This window comes from Streptomyces sp. CA-146814, from assembly GCF_050942385.1.
In the GTDB taxonomy this organism is placed as follows: Bacteria; Actinomycetota; Actinomycetes; order Streptomycetales; family Streptomycetaceae; genus Streptomyces.
Genome location: NZ_CP192068.1, coordinates 5,366,105 through 5,388,414, shown reverse-complemented (window position 1 = coordinate 5,388,414; position 22,310 = coordinate 5,366,105). Strand labels below are relative to the sequence as shown.

At 73.9% G+C, this 22,310-nt stretch carries 12 protein-coding genes; 3 read left to right on the top strand and 9 right to left on the bottom strand.

From position 1 onward, the window contains the following. Window positions 1-3 precede the first annotated feature (3 nt). The 3 genes from ACQP09_RS24225 to ACQP09_RS24215 all read right to left on the bottom strand — a co-directional run bounded on the left by ACQP09_RS24225 (window position 4) and on the right by ACQP09_RS24215 (window position 7,538). On the bottom strand, window positions 4-3,483 hold the full coding sequence (locus ACQP09_RS24225; protein WP_433403011.1) for a UvrD-helicase domain-containing protein: 3,480 nt from the start codon (window positions 3,481-3,483) through the stop codon (window positions 4-6). 50 nt (window positions 3,484-3,533) lie between these two features. Next, window positions 3,534-6,893 carry an ATP-dependent helicase gene (locus ACQP09_RS24220; RefSeq protein WP_433403008.1) on the bottom strand — a complete coding sequence of 1,120 codons (3,360 nt, stop codon included), beginning with the start codon at window positions 6,891-6,893 and terminating at the stop codon, window positions 3,534-3,536. A gap of 216 nt (window positions 6,894-7,109) precedes the next feature. Continuing rightward, complete coding sequence (locus ACQP09_RS24215; protein ID WP_433406749.1) at window positions 7,110-7,538, bottom strand: MGMT family protein; 429 nt, start codon at window positions 7,536-7,538, stop codon at window positions 7,110-7,112. Between the two features lie 221 nt (window positions 7,539-7,759). Between ACQP09_RS24215 and ACQP09_RS24210 the strand changes: the two genes are divergently transcribed. From ACQP09_RS24210 to ACQP09_RS24200, 3 genes are all read left to right on the top strand, one after another. Beyond that, window positions 7,760-10,711: a lysylphosphatidylglycerol synthase domain-containing protein gene (locus ACQP09_RS24210; RefSeq protein ID WP_433403005.1), complete on the top strand. Its 2,952-nt coding sequence runs from the start codon at window positions 7,760-7,762 to the stop codon at window positions 10,709-10,711. Window positions 10,712-10,794: 83 nt separating this feature from the next. Further along, window positions 10,795-12,396, top strand: coding sequence for an alpha/beta hydrolase (locus ACQP09_RS24205; protein WP_433403002.1), 1,602 nt, complete (start codon window positions 10,795-10,797; stop codon window positions 12,394-12,396). Between the two features lie 173 nt (window positions 12,397-12,569). Continuing rightward, complete coding sequence (locus tag ACQP09_RS24200; RefSeq protein ID WP_433402999.1) at window positions 12,570-14,150, top strand: alpha/beta hydrolase; 1,581 nt, start codon at window positions 12,570-12,572, stop codon at window positions 14,148-14,150. Window positions 14,151-14,224: 74 nt separating this feature from the next. Here ACQP09_RS24200 and moeZ read toward each other — a convergent pair whose 3' ends face one another. The 6 genes from moeZ to ACQP09_RS24170 form a co-directional block, all read right to left on the bottom strand. After that, window positions 14,225-15,403 carry an adenylyltransferase/sulfurtransferase MoeZ gene (moeZ, locus tag ACQP09_RS24195; RefSeq protein ID WP_355877786.1) on the bottom strand — a complete coding sequence of 393 codons (1,179 nt, stop codon included), beginning with the start codon at window positions 15,401-15,403 and terminating at the stop codon, window positions 14,225-14,227. 99 nt (window positions 15,404-15,502) lie between these two features. Next, window positions 15,503-16,342 (bottom strand): spherulation-specific family 4 protein, encoded by an 840-nt coding sequence (locus ACQP09_RS24190; protein WP_433402995.1) that lies wholly within the window; start codon window positions 16,340-16,342, stop codon window positions 15,503-15,505. Then, window positions 16,330-17,295 carry an NAD-dependent epimerase/dehydratase family protein gene (locus ACQP09_RS24185; RefSeq protein ID WP_031123076.1) on the bottom strand — a complete coding sequence of 322 codons (966 nt, stop codon included), beginning with the start codon at window positions 17,293-17,295 and terminating at the stop codon, window positions 16,330-16,332. The genes ACQP09_RS24190 and ACQP09_RS24185 overlap by 13 nt, the downstream gene beginning before the upstream one ends. A 199-nt stretch (window positions 17,296-17,494) precedes the next feature. Continuing rightward, window positions 17,495-18,688: a hypothetical protein gene (locus ACQP09_RS24180; protein ID WP_433402992.1), complete on the bottom strand. Its 1,194-nt coding sequence runs from the start codon at window positions 18,686-18,688 to the stop codon at window positions 17,495-17,497. A 109-nt stretch (window positions 18,689-18,797) separates the two neighbouring features. Further along, on the bottom strand, window positions 18,798-20,609 hold the full coding sequence (locus ACQP09_RS24175) for a DUF3492 domain-containing protein (protein ID WP_433402990.1): 1,812 nt from the start codon (window positions 20,607-20,609) through the stop codon (window positions 18,798-18,800). Window positions 20,610-20,873: 264 nt separating this feature from the next. Then, window positions 20,874-22,310 (bottom strand): DUF3152 domain-containing protein, encoded by a 1,437-nt coding sequence (locus tag ACQP09_RS24170; protein ID WP_433402987.1) that lies wholly within the window; start codon window positions 22,308-22,310, stop codon window positions 20,874-20,876.

Below are 22,310 nucleotides of genomic sequence, written 5' to 3'. Positions count from 1 at the left end.
AGCCTATCCGTCCTCGGAGACCGGCTCGTCCAGCAGGATCCGCTCCAGCTCCGCCCGGCCGGGCAGCCCTTGCGGGTGGACGGTCTCTCCGCTGCGTACGTAGAGGAAGGTGGCGGTGACCGCGGTGAGCGGCAGGTCGTGCAGCTCGGCCCAGGCGAGGCGGTAGACGGCGAGCTGGAGCGGGTCGGCGGTGCGGTGGCGGGTGGTCTTCCAGTCGACGATCTCGTAGGTGTCACCCGTGCGGTACACGGCGTCGATACGGCCCCGGATCACCCGGCCGGCCAGGGTGATCTGGAACGGGGTCTCCACCCGGTACGGCGTGCGCCGGGCGTACGCGGTGCGCTCGAACGCCTCCTTCAGCTCGGCCAGGTCCCGCTCGTCGGCGATCTCCGCGTCGCTCTCGTCGCCCCCGGGCAGCTCGTCGGGGCCGAGCATGGGCAGCGGCAGCTCCTCGTACCGCGACTCCACCCAGGCGTGGAACCGCGTGCCCCGGCGGGCGGCGGGCTGCGGTGGCCGGGGCATGGGCCGGGCCAGCTCCTTGGCGAACGCGTCCGGGTCCTCCGCCAGCCGCAGCAGCTGGGTGGCGGAGAGCGAGGCGGGGACGAGGACGTCGTGCACGGTGGCGCGGGCGCGGCGCAGCTCTCCGGCGAGCGCGTCGAGATCCCGGTCCCAGGAGGCGAGGGTGCGGGTCTCCTCCGGGGTGAGGTGGTCCGCCGGCTCTTCCTGCGGGTGGCGGGCGGCGGGGATGTGAGGGGATGCCTCAGGTGCGGTGTCCCGTACGGGCTCCGGGGCCGTGTCCGGGGCGGCCTGGGTGTCCGGCGTTCCGGCGGGGCGTTCGGTGGGGAGCGCGTCCCAGTCCCACTCCTCGTCGGCCGGTGGCTCGTCGAGCGGGGGCTCGTCGTCCCAGGGGTCGTGCGCCGGTACGTCGTCGGGTTCGGGGGCGTACGCCGGTGGCTGCTCGTCTCCGTGCAGGGCCAGGCGCTCCAGGTGGGCGAGGACCGTGTCCCGGGCCGCGCGGCGGCGGGTGAGGGCCGTGGGGTCGAGCGGGAGCGGCCAGGCCTGGTCGGTGTCGGGCGCCGCGAGGGCCGGGTTCTCCTCGTCCTCGGCGGGCTCGTCGGCCCACGCCTCGATCTCGCCGTGGCCCGCCGCGCAGTGCTCGTACAGCGCCTCCAGGAAGGCGGACGGGCCGCGCGTCCTCTTCTGGGACGGGCCCCACCAGTGGCCGGAGCCGAGGAGGAGGGAGCGCGGGCGCGTGAAGGTGACGTACCCGAGGCGCAGCTCCTCCGTGTGCTGGTGCTCCTTCATCTCCGCCTTGAACGCCTTCATGCCCTTGGCGTCGAACGCGTCCACGTCCGGGAGCGTCGCCGCGTCGCCGCGCAGGGCGTGCGGGAGCACCTTGGCCTGAGCGGTCCAGGCGTCCCGGGCGCGGTCGCTCGGGAACTGGCCGGTGACCAGCCCCGGCACGGCGACCACGTCCCACTCCAGGCCCTTGGACTTGTGCGCGGTGAGGACCTTGACGGTGTTCTCGCCGCCGGGCAGCGCGTTGTCGAGGCCCTTCTCGTACTGCGCGGCGGTCCGCAGGAAGCCGAGGAAGGCGAGCAGCGACGCCTCGCCGTCCAGCGAGGCGAACCGGGCCGCTATGTCCAGGAAGTTGGCCAGCGTCTCGCGGCGGCGGGCGGCCAGCGCCTGCGGCGACGCGGACAGCTCGACCTCCAGGCCGGTGGTGGCCAGGACCCGGTGCAGGACGTCCATCAGGGGGTCCGCGAGCGAGCGGCGCAGGTCGCGCAGCTCACGGGCGAGCCGGGCGAAGCGGATGCGGGCCTCAGCCGAGAACGGCAGCCCGTCGTCGGCCGCGTCCGCCGCGATCAGGAAGGTGTCCAGGGCGTCGGCGAGCGATATCACCTCGGCCGGGTCGGTGCCCTCGACGGCCTCCGCGAGCCGCCGCTCCGGGTCGGCATCGTCGCCTTGGGCGGCCCGGTGGACGAGGAGGCGGGCGCGGCGGCCGAGGAGCGCCAGGTCGCGCGGGCCGATGCGCCAGCGCGGTCCGGTGAGAAGGCGGACCAGGGACGCGTTGGCGCCCGGGTCCTGGAGGACCTCGCAGACGGCGACCAGGTCCGCCACCTCGGGCAGGTGCAGCAGCCCGGCCAGGCCGACCACCTCGACCGGGATGTCCCGGGCGACCAGGGCCGCCTGGATCTGCGGGAAGTCCCCGGCCGTGCGGCACAGGACGGCGATCTCACCGGGCGGGGTGCCGGTGCGCACGAGGTGGGCGAGGGAGTCGGCGAGCCAGTCGATCTCCTCGGTGTGGGTGCTGAGCAGGGCGCATCGGACCAGCCCGTCGCGCTCGGCGCCCGGGGCGGGGCGCAGCGCCTCCACCCCCTCGTGCATCGCGCGCAGCGGCTCCGCGAGGCCGTTGGCCAGGTGGAGGAGGCGGCCGCCGCTGCGCCGGTTCTCGCTGAGGCTGTGGCGGGTGGCGGGGGTGCCGTCGGCGTGCGGGAAGTGCTCGGGGAAGTCGTCCAGGTTGGCGACGGAGGCGCCGCGCCAGCCGTAGATGGCCTGGCAGGGGTCGCCGACGGCGGTCACCGCGTGGCCGGTCGCGCTCGCCCCCGTACCGCTGCCGAACAGCGCCGAGAGCAGCAGCCGCTGGGCGACCGAGGTGTCCTGGTACTCGTCCAGCAGCACCACCCGGAACTCGTCCCGCAGGATCTCCCCCACCTCCGGCCGGGTCAGGGCCAGCTCGGCGGAGAGGGCGATCTGGTCGCCGAAGTCCAGGAGGTCGCGGCTCCGTTTGGCGGTCCTGTAGCGCTCGGTGAGGGAGAGGAGGGAGCGGCGGGCCTCGGCGGTCTCGGGGATCTTGCGCAGGTCGGCGTTGCTGAGCTTGGCGGTGGCCAGCTCACGCAGCAGCTCGGTGTCGTACGTCTCCAGCCGCTCCGGTCGTACGAGATGTTCGGACAGCTCCCCGTCGAGCGCCAGGAGATCGCTGACGAGGGTCGGGAAGGAGCGCGTGAGCGCCGGATACGGGCCCGGGGCCTCGCGCAGCACCTTTGCTGCCAGCTGGTAGCGCGTGGCGTCGGCGAGAAGGCGCGTGGAGGGCTCCAGGCCGATGCGCAGGCCGTGCTCGGTGAGGAGGCGGCCGGCGAACGCGTGGTACGTGGAGATGGTGGGCTCGCCCGGCGGGTGGTCCGGGTCGATGGTCTCGGGGTCGGTGACCCCGGCGGCGACGAGCGCCTTGCGGACGCGCTCGGCCAGCTCGCCCGCGGCCTTGTTGGTGAAGGTGAGGCCGAGGACCTGCTCGGGCGCGACCTGGCCGGTGCCGACGAGCCAGACCACGCGGGCGGCCATCACCGTGGTCTTCCCCGACCCGGCTCCGGCCACGATCACCTGCGGGGCGGGCGGCGCGGTGATGCAGGCCGTCTGCTCCGGGGTGAAGGGGATCCCGAGGAGCTCCTTGAGCTGCTCGGGATCGGTGATGCGTGAGGACACGTGAGAAACGGTAACCGGAGCCACTGACAACCCGGTACGAACCGGATCCCTCAGTCCACCACCTGCCGGCCCTCCGGCTGCGCGCTGCACGAGGCGCGGAAGGTGCAGTGGGCGCAGTGGGTGCCGGTGGTGGGCGTGAACCGTTCGTCCAGGACCTTTCCGGCGGCCGTCGCCAGCAGGTCGGAGACCCACTCCCCGGCCAGCGGCTCCTGCGCCTGCACCTTCGGGAAGGCGTCGCCGCCCTCCTTCTTGGGGGCGGGCTGGCGGAGCTGGACCAGTTCGGCGCCGCCGGGCTCGGGCCGCCGGCCGTCGAAGACCTCGTCGACCGCGCCCTCGCGGACCGCCAGCTGGTAGACGGCGAGCTGCGGGTGGGTGGCCACCTCGTCCTTGGTGGGCGCGCTCTTGCCGGTCTTGAAGTCGACGACGTACGCCCTTCCCTCGGCGTCCTCCTCCACCCGGTCCATCGAGCCTCGGATGCGGACGGCGTACGCGCCCGCCTCCAAGGTCACGTCGAAGTCGTGCTCGCTCGCGGTGGGGGCCCGGCCGCCACGGTCCAGGACGTGCCAGTGCAGGAAGCGTTCCAGGGCGGCGCGGGCCTGGTCCTTCTCCTGTTCGGACTTCCAGGGTGCGTCGAAAGCGAGACCGTTCCAGACGGAGTCCAGGCGCTCCATGAGGACGTCGAGATCGGCGGGCGTACGGCTGGAGGCGACCTCGTCGGCGAGGACGTGGACGACGTTGCCGAACCCCTGGGCGGCCGTGGCCGGGGCGTCGGCCTTCACCTCGCGGCCCAGGAACCACTGGAGGGCGCAGGTGTTGGCCAGCTGGTCCAGCGCACTGCCGGAGAGGGTGACGGGCTGGTCGCGGTCGCGCAGCGGGACGGCGGAGCGGGTCGGCTCGTCCAGGCCCCACCAGCGGGACGGGTGGGCGGCGGGCACGAGCGCCTGGCCCTCGTCGTCGGTGAGCGCGGCGAGGCGGGCGAGGCGGTGGGCGGCGGCGTCGCGCAGGGCGTCCGAGGCCGCCGGGTCGACGGTGGTGGCCCGCAGCTCCGCGACGAGTGCGGCGACGGCGAGCGGGCGGCGTGGGCGGCCGGTGACATCGCGGGGTTCGACGCCCAGCTCGGTCAGGAAGCGGGAGGGCTGGTCGCCGTCGTCGGCGGGGGCCTTCACGGCGGTGACGACGAGGCGCTCGCGGGCGCGGGTGGCGGCGACGTAGAAGAGGCGGCGCTCCTCGGCGAGGAGTGCGCCGGGCGTGAGGGGTTCGGCGAGCCCGTCGCGGCCGATCCGGTCCGCCTCCAGGAGCGAGCCCCGGCGGCGCAGGTCGGGCCAGAGCCCTTCCTGGACCCCGGCGACGACGACGAGCCGCCACTCCAGGCCCTTGGAGCGGTGGGCGGTCATCAGGCGTACGGCGTCAGGTCGGGCGGTCCGCCGGGAGAGGGTGTCGGCGGCGATGTCCTGGGCGTCCACCTCCTCCAGGAAGTTGAGCGCCCCGCGCCCGCCGGTGCGCTCCTCGGCGCGCGCCGCCGTCTCGAACAGGGCGCACACCGCGTCCAGATCGCGGTCGGCGTTGCGCCCGCCCGCCCCGCCGCGCAGCGCGGCCCGCTCCAGCCTGCCGGGCCACGGAGTGCCGTTCCAGAGGGTCCACAGGGCCTCTTCGGCGGTCCCGCCTCCCTCCAGGAGCTCGCGGGCCTTGCGCAGGAGCGCGCCGAGCCGCTGCGCGCCGTGGGCGTACGCCGGGTCGTGCGTGACGAGGCGCTCGGGCTCGGCCAGGGCGCGGGCGAGCAGCTCGTCGGAAGGGGCGGGAAGGCGGACTCCGGCGGCGCGCTCCTCGTCGCGCAGGGCCCGGCCGAGGCGGCGCAGGTCGGCGGCGTCCATGGAGCCGAGAGGCGAGGTGAGGAGGGTGAGGGCGGTCTCGGTGGTGAGCCAGGACGGCGTTCCGGCTTCACCCGGATCCTCCTCGGGGAGGCGTTGCAGCGCCGCCGTCGCCACCGTCCGCAGGGCCGTCAGCAGCGGGGCGACGGCCGGTTCGTGGCGCAGCGGCAGGTCGTCGCCGTCGACCTCCAGAGGGACGCCGGCGGAGGTGAGGGCGCGGCGGACGGCGGGCAGCGAGCGGCCTCCGGCCCGTACCAGCACGGCCATCTCACGCCACGGGACCCCGTCCTCCAGGTGCGCGCGGCGCAGCAGGTCCGCGATGTTGTCCAGCTCCGTGGAGGCGGTCGGATAGGTGTACGTCTCCACCCGGCCGCCCTCCCGGACGGCCTGGAGCTCCCGGTGGGCGCGGACGGTGTCGGCGGGCAGCCGGGTGAGCGGCATCCGGCGGGTGAGCAGCCGGGTCGCCGCGAGCAGCCCGGAGCCGGAGCGGCGCGAGGTGGTGAGGACGCCGACAGGAGCGGGGGTGCCGTCGGCGCGGCGGAAGGTGTCCGGGAATTCGAGGATGCCGTTCACATCGGCGCCCCGGAACGTGTAGATCGACTGGTCCGGGTCGCCGAAGGCCACCAGCGTGCGCCCGGCGCCCACGCCTGCCGCGCGCCCTCGGCGCCGGGGGCCACCCACCCGGTTCCCCGCCAGCGCGTGCAGCAGGCGCACCTGCGCCGGGTCGGTGTCCTGGTACTCGTCGACGTACACCGCGTCGTACGCCCCCGCCAGCTGCGCCGAGACCTTCGGGCGCTCGGCGAGCAGCACCGCGCGGTGCACCAGCTCGGCATAGTCCAGGACGCCCTGCGCGTCGAGCACGTCCAGGTACTCGGCGAGGAACTGGGCCGCCGCGCTCCAGTCCGGGCGGCCCGTGCGGCGGGCGAAGGCGGCGAGCGCGTCCGGGCCGAGGCCGAGTTCGCGGCTGCGGGCGAGCACGGCGCGCACCTCGTCGGCGAAGCCGCGCGTGGTCAGGCAGGCGCGCAGCTCGTCGGGCCAGCGGACGTGGGCCAGGCCCTCCTTCTCCAGGTCGAGCTGGCCGGCGAGCAGGTCGCGGACGGTGACGTCCTGCTCGGGCCCGGAGAGCAGCCGCAGCGGATCGGCGAAGAGGTCGGCGTCCTGGTGGGCGCGGACCAGGGCGTAGCAGTACGAATGGAAGGTGGTGGCCTGCGGGCCGCGGGCCGCGCCGAGCCGGGCCGCCATCCGGTCGCGCAGTTCGACGGCGGCCTTGCGGCTGAAGGTGAGGACGAGGATGCGGGCGGGGTCGGCGCCCCGGTTCACCCGGGCCGCCACGGACTCCACGAGCGTGGTGGTCTTGCCGGTGCCGGGACCGGCGAGGACGAGCAGCGGTCCTTCGGTGTGATCAACCACGGCGCGCTGGCCTGCGTCCAGGAGAGGAGGCTCCACGGAACCCGGCGGGGTGCGCACCAGGCGGTACGCGCCCGTGGTCCGCGGCCGTGTCTCACGGTGCGGACTGTGCCGGGTGGAAGAGGAGGAGCTCACGTGGATCGCCGGTCCTGGTGGGTTCACGGGCCGTACAGGTCGTACAGCCCGAAAAGGGTCGTTCCTGGAGTCGTAGAAGGACGAGGAGAGGAGGTGCGCATGGAGCGCGGTGACGACGACGCTACGCCAGCGGGTGCGCGGGAGGCGGCGGGTGCGCTGCGTCTCTCGTCACGCACCGGCCCGCGCCCGGCCGGACGCGGTCACCGGCAGCCGCCGTCAGGTGTGAGTTTCCTCGCCCTGGCCGGCCGGGCCGGAGGGACCGGCCGGACCGGAGGAGTCACCTCCGCTCCCGTCCCAGCGCGCCCGGCGCATGTCAAGCCGCGGAAGATGGCCGTCCGCCTGACGCGAGGCCTCACGCAACGGCGTCCCCTCCGCGCGGTAGTGGTCCAGCGCCCGCAGCTCGTGGCCCGGCAGCAGCGCCCCGTCCGCCCGCACCACACGCCACCACGGCACGGCGGATCCGTACAGCGCCATGGCCCGTCCCACCTGCCGCGGGCCGCCGTCGCCCAGCCACTCCGCGACATCGCCGTACGTCATGACCCGGCCCGGCGGGATCAGGTCGGCGACGTCGAGGACCCGCTCCGCGTACTCCGGCAGCGCGCCCGGTTGCTCGTCGTCCGTCTCGTCCGTCCCGTCCTGGCTCATCCGTCCCATCCTGCCGTACGCCACCGACAGCGCGGCCGGAACCGTCTCGGTACGGTCACCGAGCATGCGCGCAGGTGCAAAGGGGCGTATGTTGCGCATCCCGCGCCCGGGCGACGCACCCTGATGCCCCCCTCCGTCTCCGGGCCGTGCCACCATCATCCGGGCGGTGACCGGTGATACGAGACCACGAAGACGAACCAGAGGCGACGAAGGAGCAGGGCGTGCAGCCACCGAAGGCGGCGGACGCCTCCGATGCCGGAGAGCGCCCACCGAGTGCGCCGGAGCCCGCCGAGGAGCACCCGCCGCGTACGCCGGAGCACGCCGGAGCACGTCCGTCGCCTGCGCCGGAGCCCACCGGCGAGCGCGCCTCGCGTACGCCGGAGCCCGTCGGGGAGCGCCCGGAGGAGGCCCCGGACCCCGCCGCCGCACTCCGTACCGACGGCTCCCCCGCGACCACCGTGACCGACGTTCCCTCCGCGGCCACCGCGTCCACCAGCGGCCATCTGACCGGCTCCACGCTCGCCTCCGCCGAGGCCGCCCTGAGCGACCGGGTATCCGGCGACGAGCCGCTGCTCCCCGCCCGGGTGCACCGCCCCTCCGACCTGATGCGGCTGCTCATCGGCATCGCCGCCATCGCCGTGCTCTTCGCGATCGCCGCCTTCGCCCAGGGCACCACCACCGGCCTTGAGGACGACATCTCCAAGGGCACCGAGCAGGCGCCCGATCTGCTGATCAAGATCGCCGGGCTGGTCTCCAGCATCGCCGTACTGCTCGTGCCGGTGGCCTTCGCCATCGAGCGGCTGATCAAGCGGGACGGGCTGCGCATCGCCGACGGCGTCCTGGCCGCCGTACTCGCCCACGGCGTCACCCTCGCCACCGACCTCTGGGTCTCGCGCTCCGCGCCCGGCACCATCCAGGAGGCCCTGACCCAGCCGCAGCCGGGCGCCGGACTGACCGACCCGGTGCACGGCTACCTCGCCCCGGTGATCGCGTACATGACCGCCGTCGGCATGGCGAGACGGCCGCGCTGGCGCGTCGTGCTCTGGGCCGTCCTGCTGCTCGACGCGTTCGCGATGCTCGTCGGCGGGTACACCACACCGTTCTCGATCATCCTGACGGTCCTGATCGGCTGGACCGTGGCGTACGGAACGCTGTACGCGGTCGGCTCGCCGAACGTCCGCCCCACCGGCCAGCACCTGATGGCGGGGCTGCGGCACGTCGGCTTCCGGCCGATCGCCGCGATGCGCACCGAGGACGCCGCCGACAGCGACACCGCCGACCCGAACGACCGGGGCCGGCGGTATCTGGTCACCCTGGAGGACGGGCCGCCGCTGGACGTGACGGTCGTCGACCGCGAGCAGCAGGCCCAGGGGTTCTTCTACCGGGCCTGGCGCCGCCTCACGCTGCGCACGCTCACCCAGCGCCGCTCGATCCAGTCGCTGCGGCAGGCGCTGGAACAGGAGGCGCTGCTCGCGTACGCGGCGATCGCCGCCGGGGCCAACGCGCCGAAGCTGATCGCCACCTCCGAGCTGGGTCCGGACGCGGTGATGCTCGTCTACGAGCACATCGGCGGCCGGTCGCTGGACCAGATGGAGGACGAGGAGATCACCGACGACCTGGTGCGCGGCGCCTGGCGTCAGGTGAAGGCCCTCCAGTCGCGCCGGATCGCGCACCGCCGGCTGACCGGTGACGCGCTGCTGGTGGATCGTTCCGGCAAGGTCTTCGTGACGGACCTGCGCGGCGGTGAGATCGCCGCCGGTGACCTGGTCCTCCGCATGGACGTGGCGCAGCTGCTGACGACCCTGGGGCTGCGGGTGGGGGCCGAGCGCTCGGTCTCCGGCGCGCTGGCCGTACTCGGCCCGGACGCGGTGGCGGACTGTCTGCCGCTGCTTCAGCCGATCGCGCTGAGCCGCTCCACCCGCGCGACCCTGCGCCGGCTGGCGCGGGAACGCTCGCAGCAGGAGCGGGACGCGGTGCTGGAGGCATCGCGGGCGGCCAAGGAGGCGCGGGCCCGGGACGCGGCGGAGAAGGCCGCGCAGGCCGGGGCCGAGGCTCCCGCCGAGCCCAAGTCCGGTCACAAGGCCGAGCGGAAGTCGCTGCGGACCGAGAAGCAGGCCGAGAAGCGGGCCGTGGACGACGCGCTGGAGGAGGCACGGGAGGGCGATCTGCTCGCGCAGATCCGCCGTCAGGTGCTGCTGATCCGGCCGCAGGCGCCGGTCGAGCCGGTCCGCCTGGAGCGGATCAAACCCCGTACGCTCTTCAGCTTCATCGCCGGAGCCATCGCCGCGTACTTCCTGATCTCCCAGGTCACCCAGGCCGACTTCGGTGTGCTCGTGGAGCAGGCGGAATGGGGCTGGGTGGCGGCGGCGCTCGGCTTCTCGGGGCTCAGCTACGTGGCGGCGGCGATGAGCCTGCTGGGCTTCGTGCCGGAGCGGGTGCCGTTCCTGAAGACCGTGCAGGCGCAGGTGGCCGGTTCGTTCGTGAAGATCGTCGCCCCGGCCGCCGTCGGCGGTGTGGCGCTGAACACCCGCTTCCTGCAACGCGCCGGCGTGCGCCCCGGTCTGGCCGTGGCGAGCGTCGGAGCCTCGCAGCTCTTCGGGCTCGGCTGCCACATCCTGCTGCTGGCCCTCTTCGGTTATCTCACCGGTACGGAGAAGACCCCGGACTCGCTCACCCCTTCCCGTACGGTGATCGCCGGTCTGCTGACGGTCGCGGTGCTGGTGCTGGTGGTGACGGCCATTCCGTTCCTGCGGAAGTTCGTGGTCACCCGGGTGCGCTCGCTCTTCGCCGGGGTCGTGCCGCGCATGCTGGACGTGGTGCAGCGGCCGCAGAAGCTGGTCACCGGGATCGGCGGGATGCTGCTGCTGACCGGCCTGTTCGTGCTCTGCCTGGACGCGTCGATCCGGGCGTTCAGTGGGCCGGACGTCACCCAGCTGAGCTACGCGAGCATCGCGGTGGTCTTCCTCGCGGGCAACGCGCTCGGCTCCGCCGCGCCCACCCCGGGCGGGATGGGCGCGGTCGAGGGCGCCCTGACGCTGGGCCTGATCGCGGTCGGGCTGCCGATGGAGGTCGCGGCGCCGGCGGTGCTGCTGTACCGCGTGATGACGCTGTGGCTGCCGGTGCTGCCGGGGTGGATCGCCTTCAACCAGCTGACCCGGAAGGGCGAGCTGTAAGACCGAGCGGCAAGGAAGGGCGCACCACCCGCATGGACCGCGCCCCAGCGCGCTCCCCGGCGCCCCGCCGCACGATGGAGCCCATGAGGACTTCCCCCGCTCTGCGTGCCGCCGCCCTCGCCGCCACCGCCACCGTGCTGCTGCCCCTGGCGGGCTGCTCGGACGGCGACGGCGGTGGCGGAGAGGGCCGCTCGACGCCCTCCGGGGCCTCGACCGCCTCCCCCACCGCCACCTCCGAGGAGCTGGCGTCACAGGAGCTGGAGTGGTCGCCGTGTTCGGCGCCGAACGTGGCGCAGGGCGGTGGTGAGTCGCCGTCGCCGCTGCCGGGCGGCGCGGTCTGGGAGTGCTCCTTCATGGACGTACCGCTGGATTACGCGGAGCCGGACGGCCGGACGATCGAGCTGGCGCTGATCCGGGGGAAGGCCAAGGACCAGAAGCGGCGGATCGGGTCGCTGCTGTTCAACTTCGGCGGGCCCGGCGCGTCCGGTGTGGCGACCCTGCCGGCCTTCGGCGCGGACTACGACCGGCTGCGCGGCCGGTACGACCTGGTGAGCTTCGACCCGCGCGGGGTGGGGCGCAGCGAGGGCGTGGAGTGCGCGGACGACGCCCAGTTGGACGCCCTGTACCAGGAGGACTCCACGCCGGACGACGCGGCGGAGGAGAAGGAGTTCGTCGAGGGCCAGAAGGACTTCATCGCCACCTGTAAGAAGAACTCGGGCCCCGAGCTGCCTTATGTGGGCACCACGAACGCCGCCCGCGACATGGATCTGATGCGCACGGTGCTCGGCGACGACAAGCTGCACTACTTCGGCATCTCCTACGGCACCGAGCTCGGCGGCGTCTACGCCCACCTCTACCCGGACAAGGTGGGCCGGGCCGTCTTCGACGCGGTGGTCGACCCGACGAAGGACGCCGAGCAGTCATCGCTCGGCCAGGCGCAGGGGTTCCAGCTCGCCTTCGACAACTTCACCGAGGACTGCGCGGACCGCGCCGACACGTGCGCCCTGCCCGGCGCCACCGGCGAGGAGGTCGAGCAGTGGATCGCCGACCTCCTGGCGAAGCTGGAGAAGGAGCCGATCGACGGCCTCGGCGACCGCGCGCTGACGCAGACGCTGGCCACCACCGGCATCGCCTCCGCGCTCTACTCCAAGGAGACCTGGCCGCTGCTGGAACAGGGCCTGGACGAGGCGGACGGCGGCTCCGGCGCGCTGCTGCTCGCGCTGGCCGACTCGCTGAACGGCCGCTCCGAGGACGGCCGGTACGACAACTCCAACGCCGCCAACATCGCGATCAACTGCGCCGACAACAAGCAGCGCTTCACCCTGGAGCAGACCAAGGCGGCCCTGCCCGCCTTCCGCAAGGCGTCACCGATGTTCGGCGAGTACCTGGGCTGGGGCCTGATGAGCTGCACCGGCTGGCCGGTCGCGGGCGCCTGGGTGACCCCCGACGTCAGCGCTCCCGGCTCCGCGCCGATCCTCGTCATCGGCAACACCGGCGACCCGGCGACTCCGTACGCGGGCGCGAAGGCGATGGTGGAGAAACTCGGCCGGGGAGTAGGCGTCGAGCTGACATACAAGGGCGAGGGCCACGGCGCGTACAACAGTAAGAACAAGTGTGTCCAGGGAGCCGTCGACGGCTATCTCCTGAACGGTACGGTGCCGAAGTCCGGCACGGTCTGCGAGTGATCCCTTGTCGTGACCCGGCTCCGAACTGTGCCCCGGCTCCGATCTGTGACCCGGCTCCCGATCTGTGACCCGGCTCCCGACGCCCTGTCAGAGGCGCCGATTAGCATGGCGGGACATCGCAAGCGCCCGACGCTTCACCAGCGGCTGCGGGCCACGGGGAGGGAATGCGGATCATGCGTGCGCACCGAGTGGCGGTACGGGCGGGAGCGGGCCTGCTGGCGGCGGGACTGCTCGCGGGCTGCGGCCTGCTGTCCACGGAGCCGGAGCCGGACGCGCCCGCGGACGGCCGCCCCGGTGACACCTCCGCCTCACCGTCCCCGGGCTTGAAGGAGACGCCGAAGACCCCGCCCCTGCCCGCAGCGCTCACCTCGCAGCGCCCCGACTGGCAGCGCTGCAAGCCCCCGCGCAACGGCGGGGCGCCCGGCTCCGAATGGCGCTGTACGAGCGTCAAGGTGCCCCTGGACTACGCGAAGCCGTCCGGCGAGACGATCTCCATCGCGCTGATCCGCAAGGAGGCCCGGGACAAGGACCGCCGGCTCGGCTCGATGCTGTTCAACTTCGGCGGTCCGGGCGGTTCGGGCGTCGAGATACTGCCGCGCGCGGCCTCCTCGTACGAGAAGCTCAACTCCCGCTACGACCTGGTGGGGTTCGATCCGCGCGGGGTCGCGGCCAGCTCCGGGGTGAACTGCCGCACCGACGAGGAGCAGGAACAGGCCCTCCGGAGCGTCGACCTGACCCCGGACACGGCGGCCGAGGAGACGGTGTTCCTCAAGGACGGCGCCGACTTCGGCGCGGGGTGCGAGCGCCGGTCCGGCAAGGTCCTCCCGCACGTCGGCACGTCCAACGCCGCCCGCGACCTGGACCTGATCCGCCAGGTCCTCGGCGACGACAAGCTGTCGTATTTCGGCTTCTCCTACGGTACGGAGCTGGGCGGGACGTACGCGCACCTCTTCCCGCAGAACGTGGGCCGCACCGTGCTGGACGCGGTCGTCGACCCGACGGCCGACGGCGTCGGGCACGCGCGCAACCAGGCGAGGGGCTTCCAGCGCGCCCTGGAGAACTACCTCAAGGACCGCGGCCAGGACCCGAAGGCGGCCTCGGAGCGCATCGCCCGGCTGCTGGCCGGCATCGATCGGAAGCCGCTGCCCACCGCGTCCGGCCGCGAGCTGACCGAGTCCCTCGCCCTCACCGGCATCGTCACCCCGCTCTACTCGCGGTCCAACTGGCCCACGCTGACCGCCGCCCTGGACGAGGCGGAGAACAAGGGCACGGGCGACGGCCTGCTCCAGCTCGCCGACTCGTACAACGGACGGGACGAGAACGGGCGTTACGACACCCAGGCCCACTCCCAGCGGGCGATCTCCTGCGCCGACTCCAAGGCCCGCCCGACGGTGGACGAGGCCCGCGCGCTGCTGCCGGAGTTCCGCAGGCTCTCCCCCGTGTTCGGGCCGTTCCTGGCCTGGGACACGGCGGGCTGGTGCGCGCAGTGGCCGGTCGACGGCGAGCACGAGACGCCGGAGACCAGCGCGCCGGGGGCGGGCCCGATCCTGGTCATCGGCACGACCGGTGACCCGGCCACGCCGTACGAGGGGGCGCAGCGGATGGCGGACGAGCTCGGCAAGGGCGTCGGCATCATGCTCACCAACAAGGGCGAGGGGCACGGGGCGTACGGCGAGGGCGACTGTGTGACCGAGGCGGTCGACAGCTACTTCCTGGACGGGAAGGTCCCGGAGTACGGCATGACCTGCGGGTGACGCGCACGGCAAAAAAAGGGGGGCCGGTCCACCTGAGGTGGACCGGCCCCCCTTTACCTGAACCGCGTGACGTTCTAGTAGATCGGCTTCTCCGGCTCGATCTGGTTGACCCAGCCGATCACGCCGCCGCCGACGTGCACCGAGTCGGCGAAGCCCGCCGACTTGAGGACCGCGAGGACCTCGGCGCTGCGGACACCCGTCTTGCAGTGCAGGACGATACGGCGGTCCTGCGGAAGGTCCTGGAGCGCGTTGCCCATGAGGAACTCGTTCTTCGGGATCAGCTTGGCGCCCGGGATCGAGACGATCTCGTACTCGTTCGGCTCGCGGACGTCGATGATCTCGATCTTCTCGTCGCCGTCGATCCACTCCTTGAGCTGCTTGGGAGTGATCGTGGAGCCGGCCGCCGCTTCCTGGGCCTCCTCGGAGACGACGCCGCAGAAGGCCTCGTAGTCGATGAGCTCGGTGACGGTCGGGTTCTCGCCGCAGACCGCGCAGTCGGGGTCCTTGCGGACCTTGACCTGGCGGTACTGCATCTCCAGGGCGTCGTAGATCATCAGACGGCCGACCAGCGGGTCGCCGATGCCGGCGAGCAGCTTGATCGCCTCGGTGACCTGGATCGAGCCGACCGACGCGCACAGCACACCCAGCACGCCGCCCTCGGCGCAGGAGGGGACCATGCCCGGCGGCGGCGGCTCCGGGTAGAGGCAGCGGTAGCAGGGGCCGTGCTCGGACCAGAACACGGAGGCCTGGCCGTCGAAGCGGTAGATCGAGCCCCATACGTACGGCTTGTTCAGCAGAACGGCCGCGTCGTTGACCAGATAGCGGGTGGCGAAGTTGTCCGTGCCGTCCACGATCAGGTCGTACTGGGCGAAGATCTCCTTCACGTTGTCGGCTTCGAGCCGCTCCTCGTGCAGGACCACGTTGACGTACGGGTTGATACCCAGCACGGAGTCCTTGGCCGACTGCGCCTTGGACCGGCCGATGTCGGCCTGGCTGTGGATGATCTGGCGCTGCAGGTTCGACTCGTCGACCTCGTCGAACTCCACGATGCCCAGCGTGCCGACACCGGCCGCGGCGAGATACATCAGGGCCGGAGAGCCGAGGCCGCCGGCGCCCACACAGAGCACCTTGGCGTTCTTCAGGCGCTTCTGCCCGTCCATCCCGACATCCGGGATGATCAGGTGGCGGGAGTACCTGCGGACCTCGTCGACGGTGAGCTCGGCGGCCGGCTCGACCAGGGGTGGCAGCGACACAGGAACCTCAACAATGCAGGTGGTCGGATTTGCGTACATCGACTGCGCGTACATCGACTACGCACGGTTGTTCTTCCGGTAACACTGCCACGCCCCTTCTCATTCCGAGATACCGGGTCCGATCCGCGAGACGATTTCGTCCCAGTACCTGGGCAGCGCCGCGAATGGATCGCTTTGTCCGCTCCGTCCGTCGCCGCTCCGCCCGCCCCGGTCCGTGAAGAAGATCGTCCCGGCGCCCTGCCAGCGGGCGACGCGCATCGCCTCGTCGAGATGGGTGCGCGGCACCCCGTGGACGAAGTGCGCGAACCGCTCCGGCGGGTAGTCCGCCGTCCACTCGGCCACCTGTGACCAGCGGTAGTCGGTCCACGGCCCCTGGAAGGTGACCAGTTGGTCGGCGGCCTCGGCGTATCCGGGGTACGGGTGGGTCCCGTGGCCGAGGACGAGGCGGCCGCCGTCGTCCGCGCTGTCGCTCTCCGCGAGGAGCGCGTGGAGCATGCCGGTGAGACGGCGTACGCCGGGGAGTTCGGCCCGGTCGGCGGGACAGCGGGCGAGGTAGAAGCCGCCCACCCGGTACCAGTCGATGAAGGCCCGGGCGTCCGCGATCAGCTCGTCGAAGGGCCGGTTGCCGTGGGCCAGGTCGAGGTGGCCGAGGAGCCGGCCGCCGCAGGCGCGTACGGAGTCGTCCGGGGCCTCGCCGTGCAGCGCGCGTTCCCGGGCGTTGCGGAGCCTTCCGGCCACCTCCAGACAGTGCGGGTCGGGCCGGGTGCCGGGGCCCTCCGCGATGTTGAGGACGGCCCAGTGCAGCGGCGTGCCGGGGCGGATCAGCTCGGCCCACTCGGCCGGGGCGAGCAGCGGGTGGGCGTAGCCGGGGACACCGAAGCCGAACTGTTCGCCGCCGGCGGTCCTGCGGGCGTCGGCGGGAGCGGTCAGATGCGGCACGCCGCCTCCATCCAGATGTCCGCGAGCGACTCCTCCAGGTTGATCCGGGGCCGCCAGCCGAGCCGGTCCCGCGCGGTGCGGACGTCGGCCTGCTGCCAGGCCCCGCAGCCGTCCGGGTACGGCGACGGGGTCGCGGAGAGGTGCTCCATCACCGACTCGGCGGAGGTGCGCGGGGCGCCGATCGGCAGGCGCGCGGGGGGCGTGTCCAGCTCGTGGAGTGCGCCGGCGTATCCGGCGACCCTGGCCAGTACGGCGGCGGCGTCGCGGAGCCGGACGGCGCGCCCGGTACCGATGTTGACGACGCCCTGCGCGGCGGAGAGCGAGGCGGCGTGGACGGCCCGCGCCACATCCCGTACGTCGACGAAGTCCCGCTGCACGCCGAGGCCGCTCAGCTTGAGCTCGCCGTCGCCGGACTGCATGGCCCGGCGCATCGCCTCGGCGAGCCGGCCCAGCGGGGAGCCCGCCGGGGTGCCGGGGCCGACGGGCGAGAAGACGCGGAGCACGACGGCGTCGAGGCCCGAGCCGAGGACCAGTTCGGTGGCGGCGAGCTTGCTGACGCCGTACGGGCCGCCGGGGCGCGGGATGGCGTCCTCGGCGGTGGAGGAGCCGGGCTGCGAGGGACCGTACTCGGAGGCGCAGCCGACCTGGACGAGCCGGGCGCCGCAGCCGCTGCGGCGCAGGGCCTCGCAGACGGTGGCGACGGCGACGGTGTTGTGGCGGGTGAGGTCGCGGGCGCCGCCGCGGGTGGCGCCCGCGCAGTTGACGACGACTCCGGGGTGGACGGCGTCCAGGAAGCGGGTGAGCGCTCCCGGGCTGCCGCCGGCGAGGTCGAACCGGACGTCGGCGTCGTCGCCGCGCCCGAGGGCCGTGAGGTGGACAGCGGGGTCGGCGAGCAGCCGGTCGGCGACGAAGCGGCCGAGGAATCCGTTGGCTCCGAGCAGCAGCACCCTCATCGCGCACCGCCTCGGTGCCGACGGCGGGCTGCCGGTGCGGGGGACTGGGGGGTCATGGCGGGTTTCTCCTTGGTGGGTCGGTTCGCCGGTCGGCGTGGTGTCGGACAGGGCCCGCGGCGTCGGCTCCGCGGGGGTGGTGCGGTGGTGCGGTGGTGCGGTTCTGGTGGCGGCGGTCTTCCTGCGGGGGTACGGGGGTCGGTCACGCCCTGCTGTGTGCGGAGGCGCGGGAGAGGGCGGCGGAGGCGTGGACCAGGAGTCCGAGCGCCGCCGCTCCGCAGGCGAGGGCGGGGACGGCGCCCGGGCCGCCCGCCGCCACGAGGGCGTGGACGGGCCGGGCCAGGGGTTCGAGGCCGGGCAGCCGGCCGGCGAGGACGAGGGCGGGGGCGACGGCCTCCACGGCACAGGCGGCGGCGAGCGCGACGGTGCCCGGCTCGGGCAGTCCGTGCGCGGCGAGCAGCCGGGCCAGGAAGAACAGCACCCCCAGGGCGGCGGCCGCGGCCGGCAGTCCCTGGGAGCCGAGGCCGAGGCCGGCCAGCAACAGCAGGGGCAGCAGGGCGCAGAGGAAGAGCGCGACGGCGGCCAGGAGCAGGGGGCGAACTCCGGCGCCGAACTCCTCCAGTGCGCGGCTTCCGGTGAGTTTGCGGTGGGCCCGCACGGTGAAGAGGTGCGCGCACCAGGCCGCCGGGGCGATGGCGGCGGTGAGCCCGAGCAACGGGGCCGGGTCGGCCTCCCACGGCCCGTCCGGCCCGCCGCTGACGACCTGGCCGATCAGCCCTTCGCCGTACACCGCGAAGCTCAGGAGCCAGCAGGCGTACATCCCGGCGCGGCCCGCTCCTTCGGTCGCGCGCAGGGGCCCGCGGCCCAGGCAGAGCCGGAGCGCGAGGTACGCCAGGAGTGCGCCGGTGAGGGTCACGGCGGCCCGCGCTCCCCCGCCGAGCGCCCCTTCGGTGACCCGGAGCAGCCCGGCGGTGGCGAGGCAGGCGGCACCGGGGAGCAGCGCGAGCAGCGTCCACCCGGCGCGGGCCTCGGTGTCGGGCCCGGGCGGCGGAGGCCCGGCGGGTGGGGGCCCGGCGGGGGTGCGGGCGTACAGCTCCTCGGCGAGCGCGAACACGTCCCGGTGGCGGTAGCGGGCGGCGGTCCGGTCGGTGAGCCCGCGGGCCTCCAGACCGGCGGCGATCTCCAGTGGACTCACGGCCCGTTCGCACAGGTCGCGGTGGTGGTGCAGCAGGGACTTCACGGGGTCGGCGGGGCCTCGGCGTACGGGGGTTGCGGGCCTGCGGCGCACGGCGCGCGGCGCGATCTCGGCGGGGCGGTCGGATACGGCCGTGGCGCGGGTTCCGGGCTCGGGGGCTTCCGGCGACACGGCGGCGGGCCCAGCGGTCCGGGCAGGCACGACGGTGTCCTCCGGACCGACGTCCGGACCGTCTTCCCGACCGACTTCCGGGCCGGCTTCCGGACGAGGCGTCGGGCGGTGGTCTCCGTGGCCGGGACCGGTCTCGTGGTCACGCATCGCCGTCCTCCCGTCCGCAGGTGGCCGCGCGGACGCACACGGGCTCGGCCCGCCGGGCGGTCTCCGCGCCGCACTCCCCCTCCGGCTCCGCCTCGTCGGCCGAGCTCGGCACCCGAGCGCCGGTCACGGAGGGCTGGGGCTGGGTCCAGTGGCCGAGGAGGCGGGACTCCGCCGGGGTGGCGAAGAGCAGGGGCTCGCCGTCGGCGTCCACCGTGTCGGCCTCCCGGCGCACCGGCGCGTGCGAGATCAGCTCCAGGTAAATGCCGCGAAATGCCGCGAGGTTCTGTTCGACGGTGAAGAGTTCGAGCGCGCGGGCCCGCGCCGCCGCGCCCAGGCGCGCCCGGCGCTCGGGGTCGCGCAGCAGCGCGATGCAGGCGTCCGCGAGCGCCCGGGGGTTGCGCGGGGGCACCACCAGGCCGGTGCCGCCGATGACCTCGACGACGGCTCCGACATCCGTGGAGACCGTGGCCCGGCCGCAGAACATCGACTCGACGAGGCTGATCGGGAAGCCTTCGACGACGCTGGAGAGCACGGTCACGCCGCCCGCCGCGTACGCCTGGGCGAGGCCGGGCACTTCGGGCCCGCCGATCTCCTCGAAGGTGACCGGGCTGACGCCCTCGGTGTGGGCGCCGGTGGCCTCGTCCGGGAAGAGCTGGGCGGCCAGCGACCGGCAGTGCGCGAGGTACGTGGCGCCCTCGTCCCCGTCCGCCGGCACGCCGAAGATCCGCAGCCGGGCGTCCGGTTCGGCGCGGCGGACCTCGGCGAAGGCGTGGAGCAGGGCGATCAGGTCCTTGGCGGGCTCGATCCGGCCGACCCAGACCAGCGTGTCCGGGCCGCCCGCGTCGTCGTCCTCGCCGACCGTCGCGAAGCGCCCGGCCGCCATGCCCGGGTAGACCGTGCGCTGCTTGGCCGGGTCGGCGCCGCACCGCTGCTGCCAGCGGCGGACGTGGGTGTTGCCGGGGGTGATGACCGCGGCCTGGCGGTAGACCTCGGCGGCCAGCAGACCGTGGGAGCGGGCGAGGAGGGCGCGCACCGGAGCGCCGAAGGGCGCCCGGGGCGCGGCGAGGTGGTGCGCGCGGAGCGGCACGCCGTGCTCGGTGACCAGGAGCGGCACACCGAAGAAGCGTTTGGCCAGCAGCCCCGGAATCGCGGCCGCTCCGCCGGACACGGCGTGGCAGAGGTCGACCGCTCCGAGGCTCTCGGGGGCGTACCAGTCGAGCGAGAGCGGGCGCAGGACGCGCTCCAGTTCGGCGGCGAAGGCGAGGTGGTCCACGACGGTGGCGCTCTGCACGGTCCGGCCAGCGCCCCGGGCGCGGGATGCGGCCTCCAGGATCCGTACGGTGGTCTCGGAGCGGAGGGCCAGGTGGAGTCCGCCGCGCTCCCGGGCCAGCTCGGCCAGTCCGTAGAAGCCCTCGGTGAAGAGCCCTCCGTCGGTGGCCGGTTCCGTACCGGCGTCCTCGGTGGCGCAGACCGCGGTGGCCAGCGCCCGCAGATGGCCGGCGAAACGCCTGCGGTCGCGGCGCCCGTAGGAGACGCCTCCGCCGGTCACCAGCCTGGCGAGCAGGCCGCGTTCACCGCTGCCGCGCGGAGTGCCGTCCTCGGGGATCCGGAGCGGCGCGGTGCGTACCCGGCTGACGTGGTGCGGCAGCCGGACCCAGCCCTGGTCCTCCTGGTGGGCGGAGCGGCTCAGTGCGAAGAGGTCGAACTCGTGCTGCGGCAGCCCGCGCACCAGCCGGTCGCACCAGAGCCCGGACTCACCGTTCGCATACGGATGACCACCGTCGGTGAGCAGTCCGATCCGCACGAGTACACCCCCGATCTCCCTTGTGGGCGGCCGCCGTTGGAACGGCGACTCTCAGCGGGACGACCGTAAGCGGATACGCCGGTGGCGCGACGGACGGTTGTCCGTCGCGCCACCGAAAGGGGTGAACCGTCGTAACTTTCCGGTGCCGGTCGCGTTCCGTCGCGATACAGCGGTCGGTTGTTACGGAGGGTCAGGCTGCGGCCAGCCCCTGCGCGCCGTCCGGCGAGCCGCCGGGCGACCCGGGTCCGGGCGCGGAGAGTGTCCTCAACTACCGGGATATACCCAGGGGTTGGGCTTGCACTTGATCCCGTCGATGTCCAGGGACTTGGTCTGCTGCTGCATCACCGGGGCCGGAGCGCCGGGCGTGCGGCAGCTCACGTGATCGTGCCCGAGCCGGTGGCCGACCTCGTGGTTGATGAGCATCTGACGGTAGGCCAGCATCTTCTTCGGACCGAAGGTGGCGGAACCCTGGGCCCACCGATAGGCGTTGATCATCACCCGGTCGGTCGAGGCGGAATCGCACGAGACGTTCTGGACCGTCGTGTCCAGACCGGATTTCGCACACCATTCACCGGTCGTCCCGGGACTGGCGAGCGTGATCACGAAATCCGGGCTCCCGGAGGAGATCCGCTCGAAGGTCATCACCCCGTTGTGCGCCCAGCTCCGGTCGTCGTTCAGCGTCTTCTGGACGGCTTCGGCGAAGAGGCCGGCGTCGAGGGAGAGACCCTTCTCGACATCGATCCGGTAGCGGTACTTCTGCCCCTTCCCGGGCGCCTTCGCCAGTCCGGGAACGGCTTCGAACGCACCGGTCGCCTTGAGGTCGGCGGCGAGCGGGAAGGCCTGTGCCATCTTGGCGGCGTACGACAGGGGCTTGACCTCGGGGGGCCTGGTGGCGGGCTGATCGGGTGTCGGGCGAGCGTCCGAGCGCGAGGCGCCCTCGCCGGCCTCCCGGTCGACACCGGCCGCCCGCTCCGCCGCCGCCGTCCGGCCGGCGGAGTCCTCGGCGACCTGGCCGGCCACCACGACCGCGAGCACGGTCGTCACCGCGGCTGCGGCGATCCCGGTGAAGGTCCGCCCCTTGCCGCCCTTGGGCTCAGGCCGTTCGGCGGGGTCGCCGTCCGTACCGTCATCGGGCCCCGCCGGAGGCCCGGCGTCGGAGGTCTCGGAGGTGACGGCCGAGGCGGGCGCGTCGGCGTCGAAGGCGTCGACGAACTCGCGGCGCGGGCCCGGCATCGCCCCGGGATCGGCGGCCGGCTGACGCGCCGTCCGCCCGTCGGCGGCACGCTGGGCGGCCCGCTGGGCGGACACCTGACGGGCCACGGCCTGTTCGCGGGCTTCACCGTCCTGGTCCTGGCGGCCCGGTGCGCCGTACGGCTGCGCGTACGAGGAGGCGGCGCCTTCGTGCGGCTGCCTCGGGGAGTACGCGTGGGGCCCGGTGCCCCAGCCGCCGCCCGGCTCGTGCTGCTCGGGGTGGCCGCCGCGCACCTGGGGGGCGTCCTGGAAGGGCGCGGCCGGGTAAGGGGCGTCGAGGAACGCGGTGTCCGGGTGCGGTGCGTGCCCGTCGGCGGAGGGCGCGGAGCCCTGGCGCCTGCGCCGGCCGCTGCCGGAGGCGGGGCGGGGTACGGCGCGGCGGCCGCCCGGATCCGCCGCTGCGGCGTCCGGGCGGGTGGCCTCGGCGCCCTTTCGGCTGTGTCGTCCCAC

Bases quoted from the DNA above. Each gene is read 5' to 3' on its own strand.
- ACQP09_RS24215 (WP_433406749.1), bottom strand. From the start codon at position 7,538: ATGAGCCAGGACGGGACGGACGAGACGGACGACGAGCAACCGGGCGCG.
- ACQP09_RS24205 (WP_433403002.1), top strand. From the start codon at position 10,795: ATGAGGACTTCCCCCGCTCTGCGTGCCGCCGCCCTCGCCGCCACCGCC.
- ACQP09_RS24200 (WP_433402999.1), top strand. From the start codon at position 12,570: ATGCGTGCGCACCGAGTGGCGGTACGGGCGGGAGCGGGCCTGCTGGCG.
- ACQP09_RS24185 (WP_031123076.1), bottom strand. From the start codon at position 17,295: ATGAGGGTGCTGCTGCTCGGAGCCAACGGATTCCTCGGCCGCTTCGTC.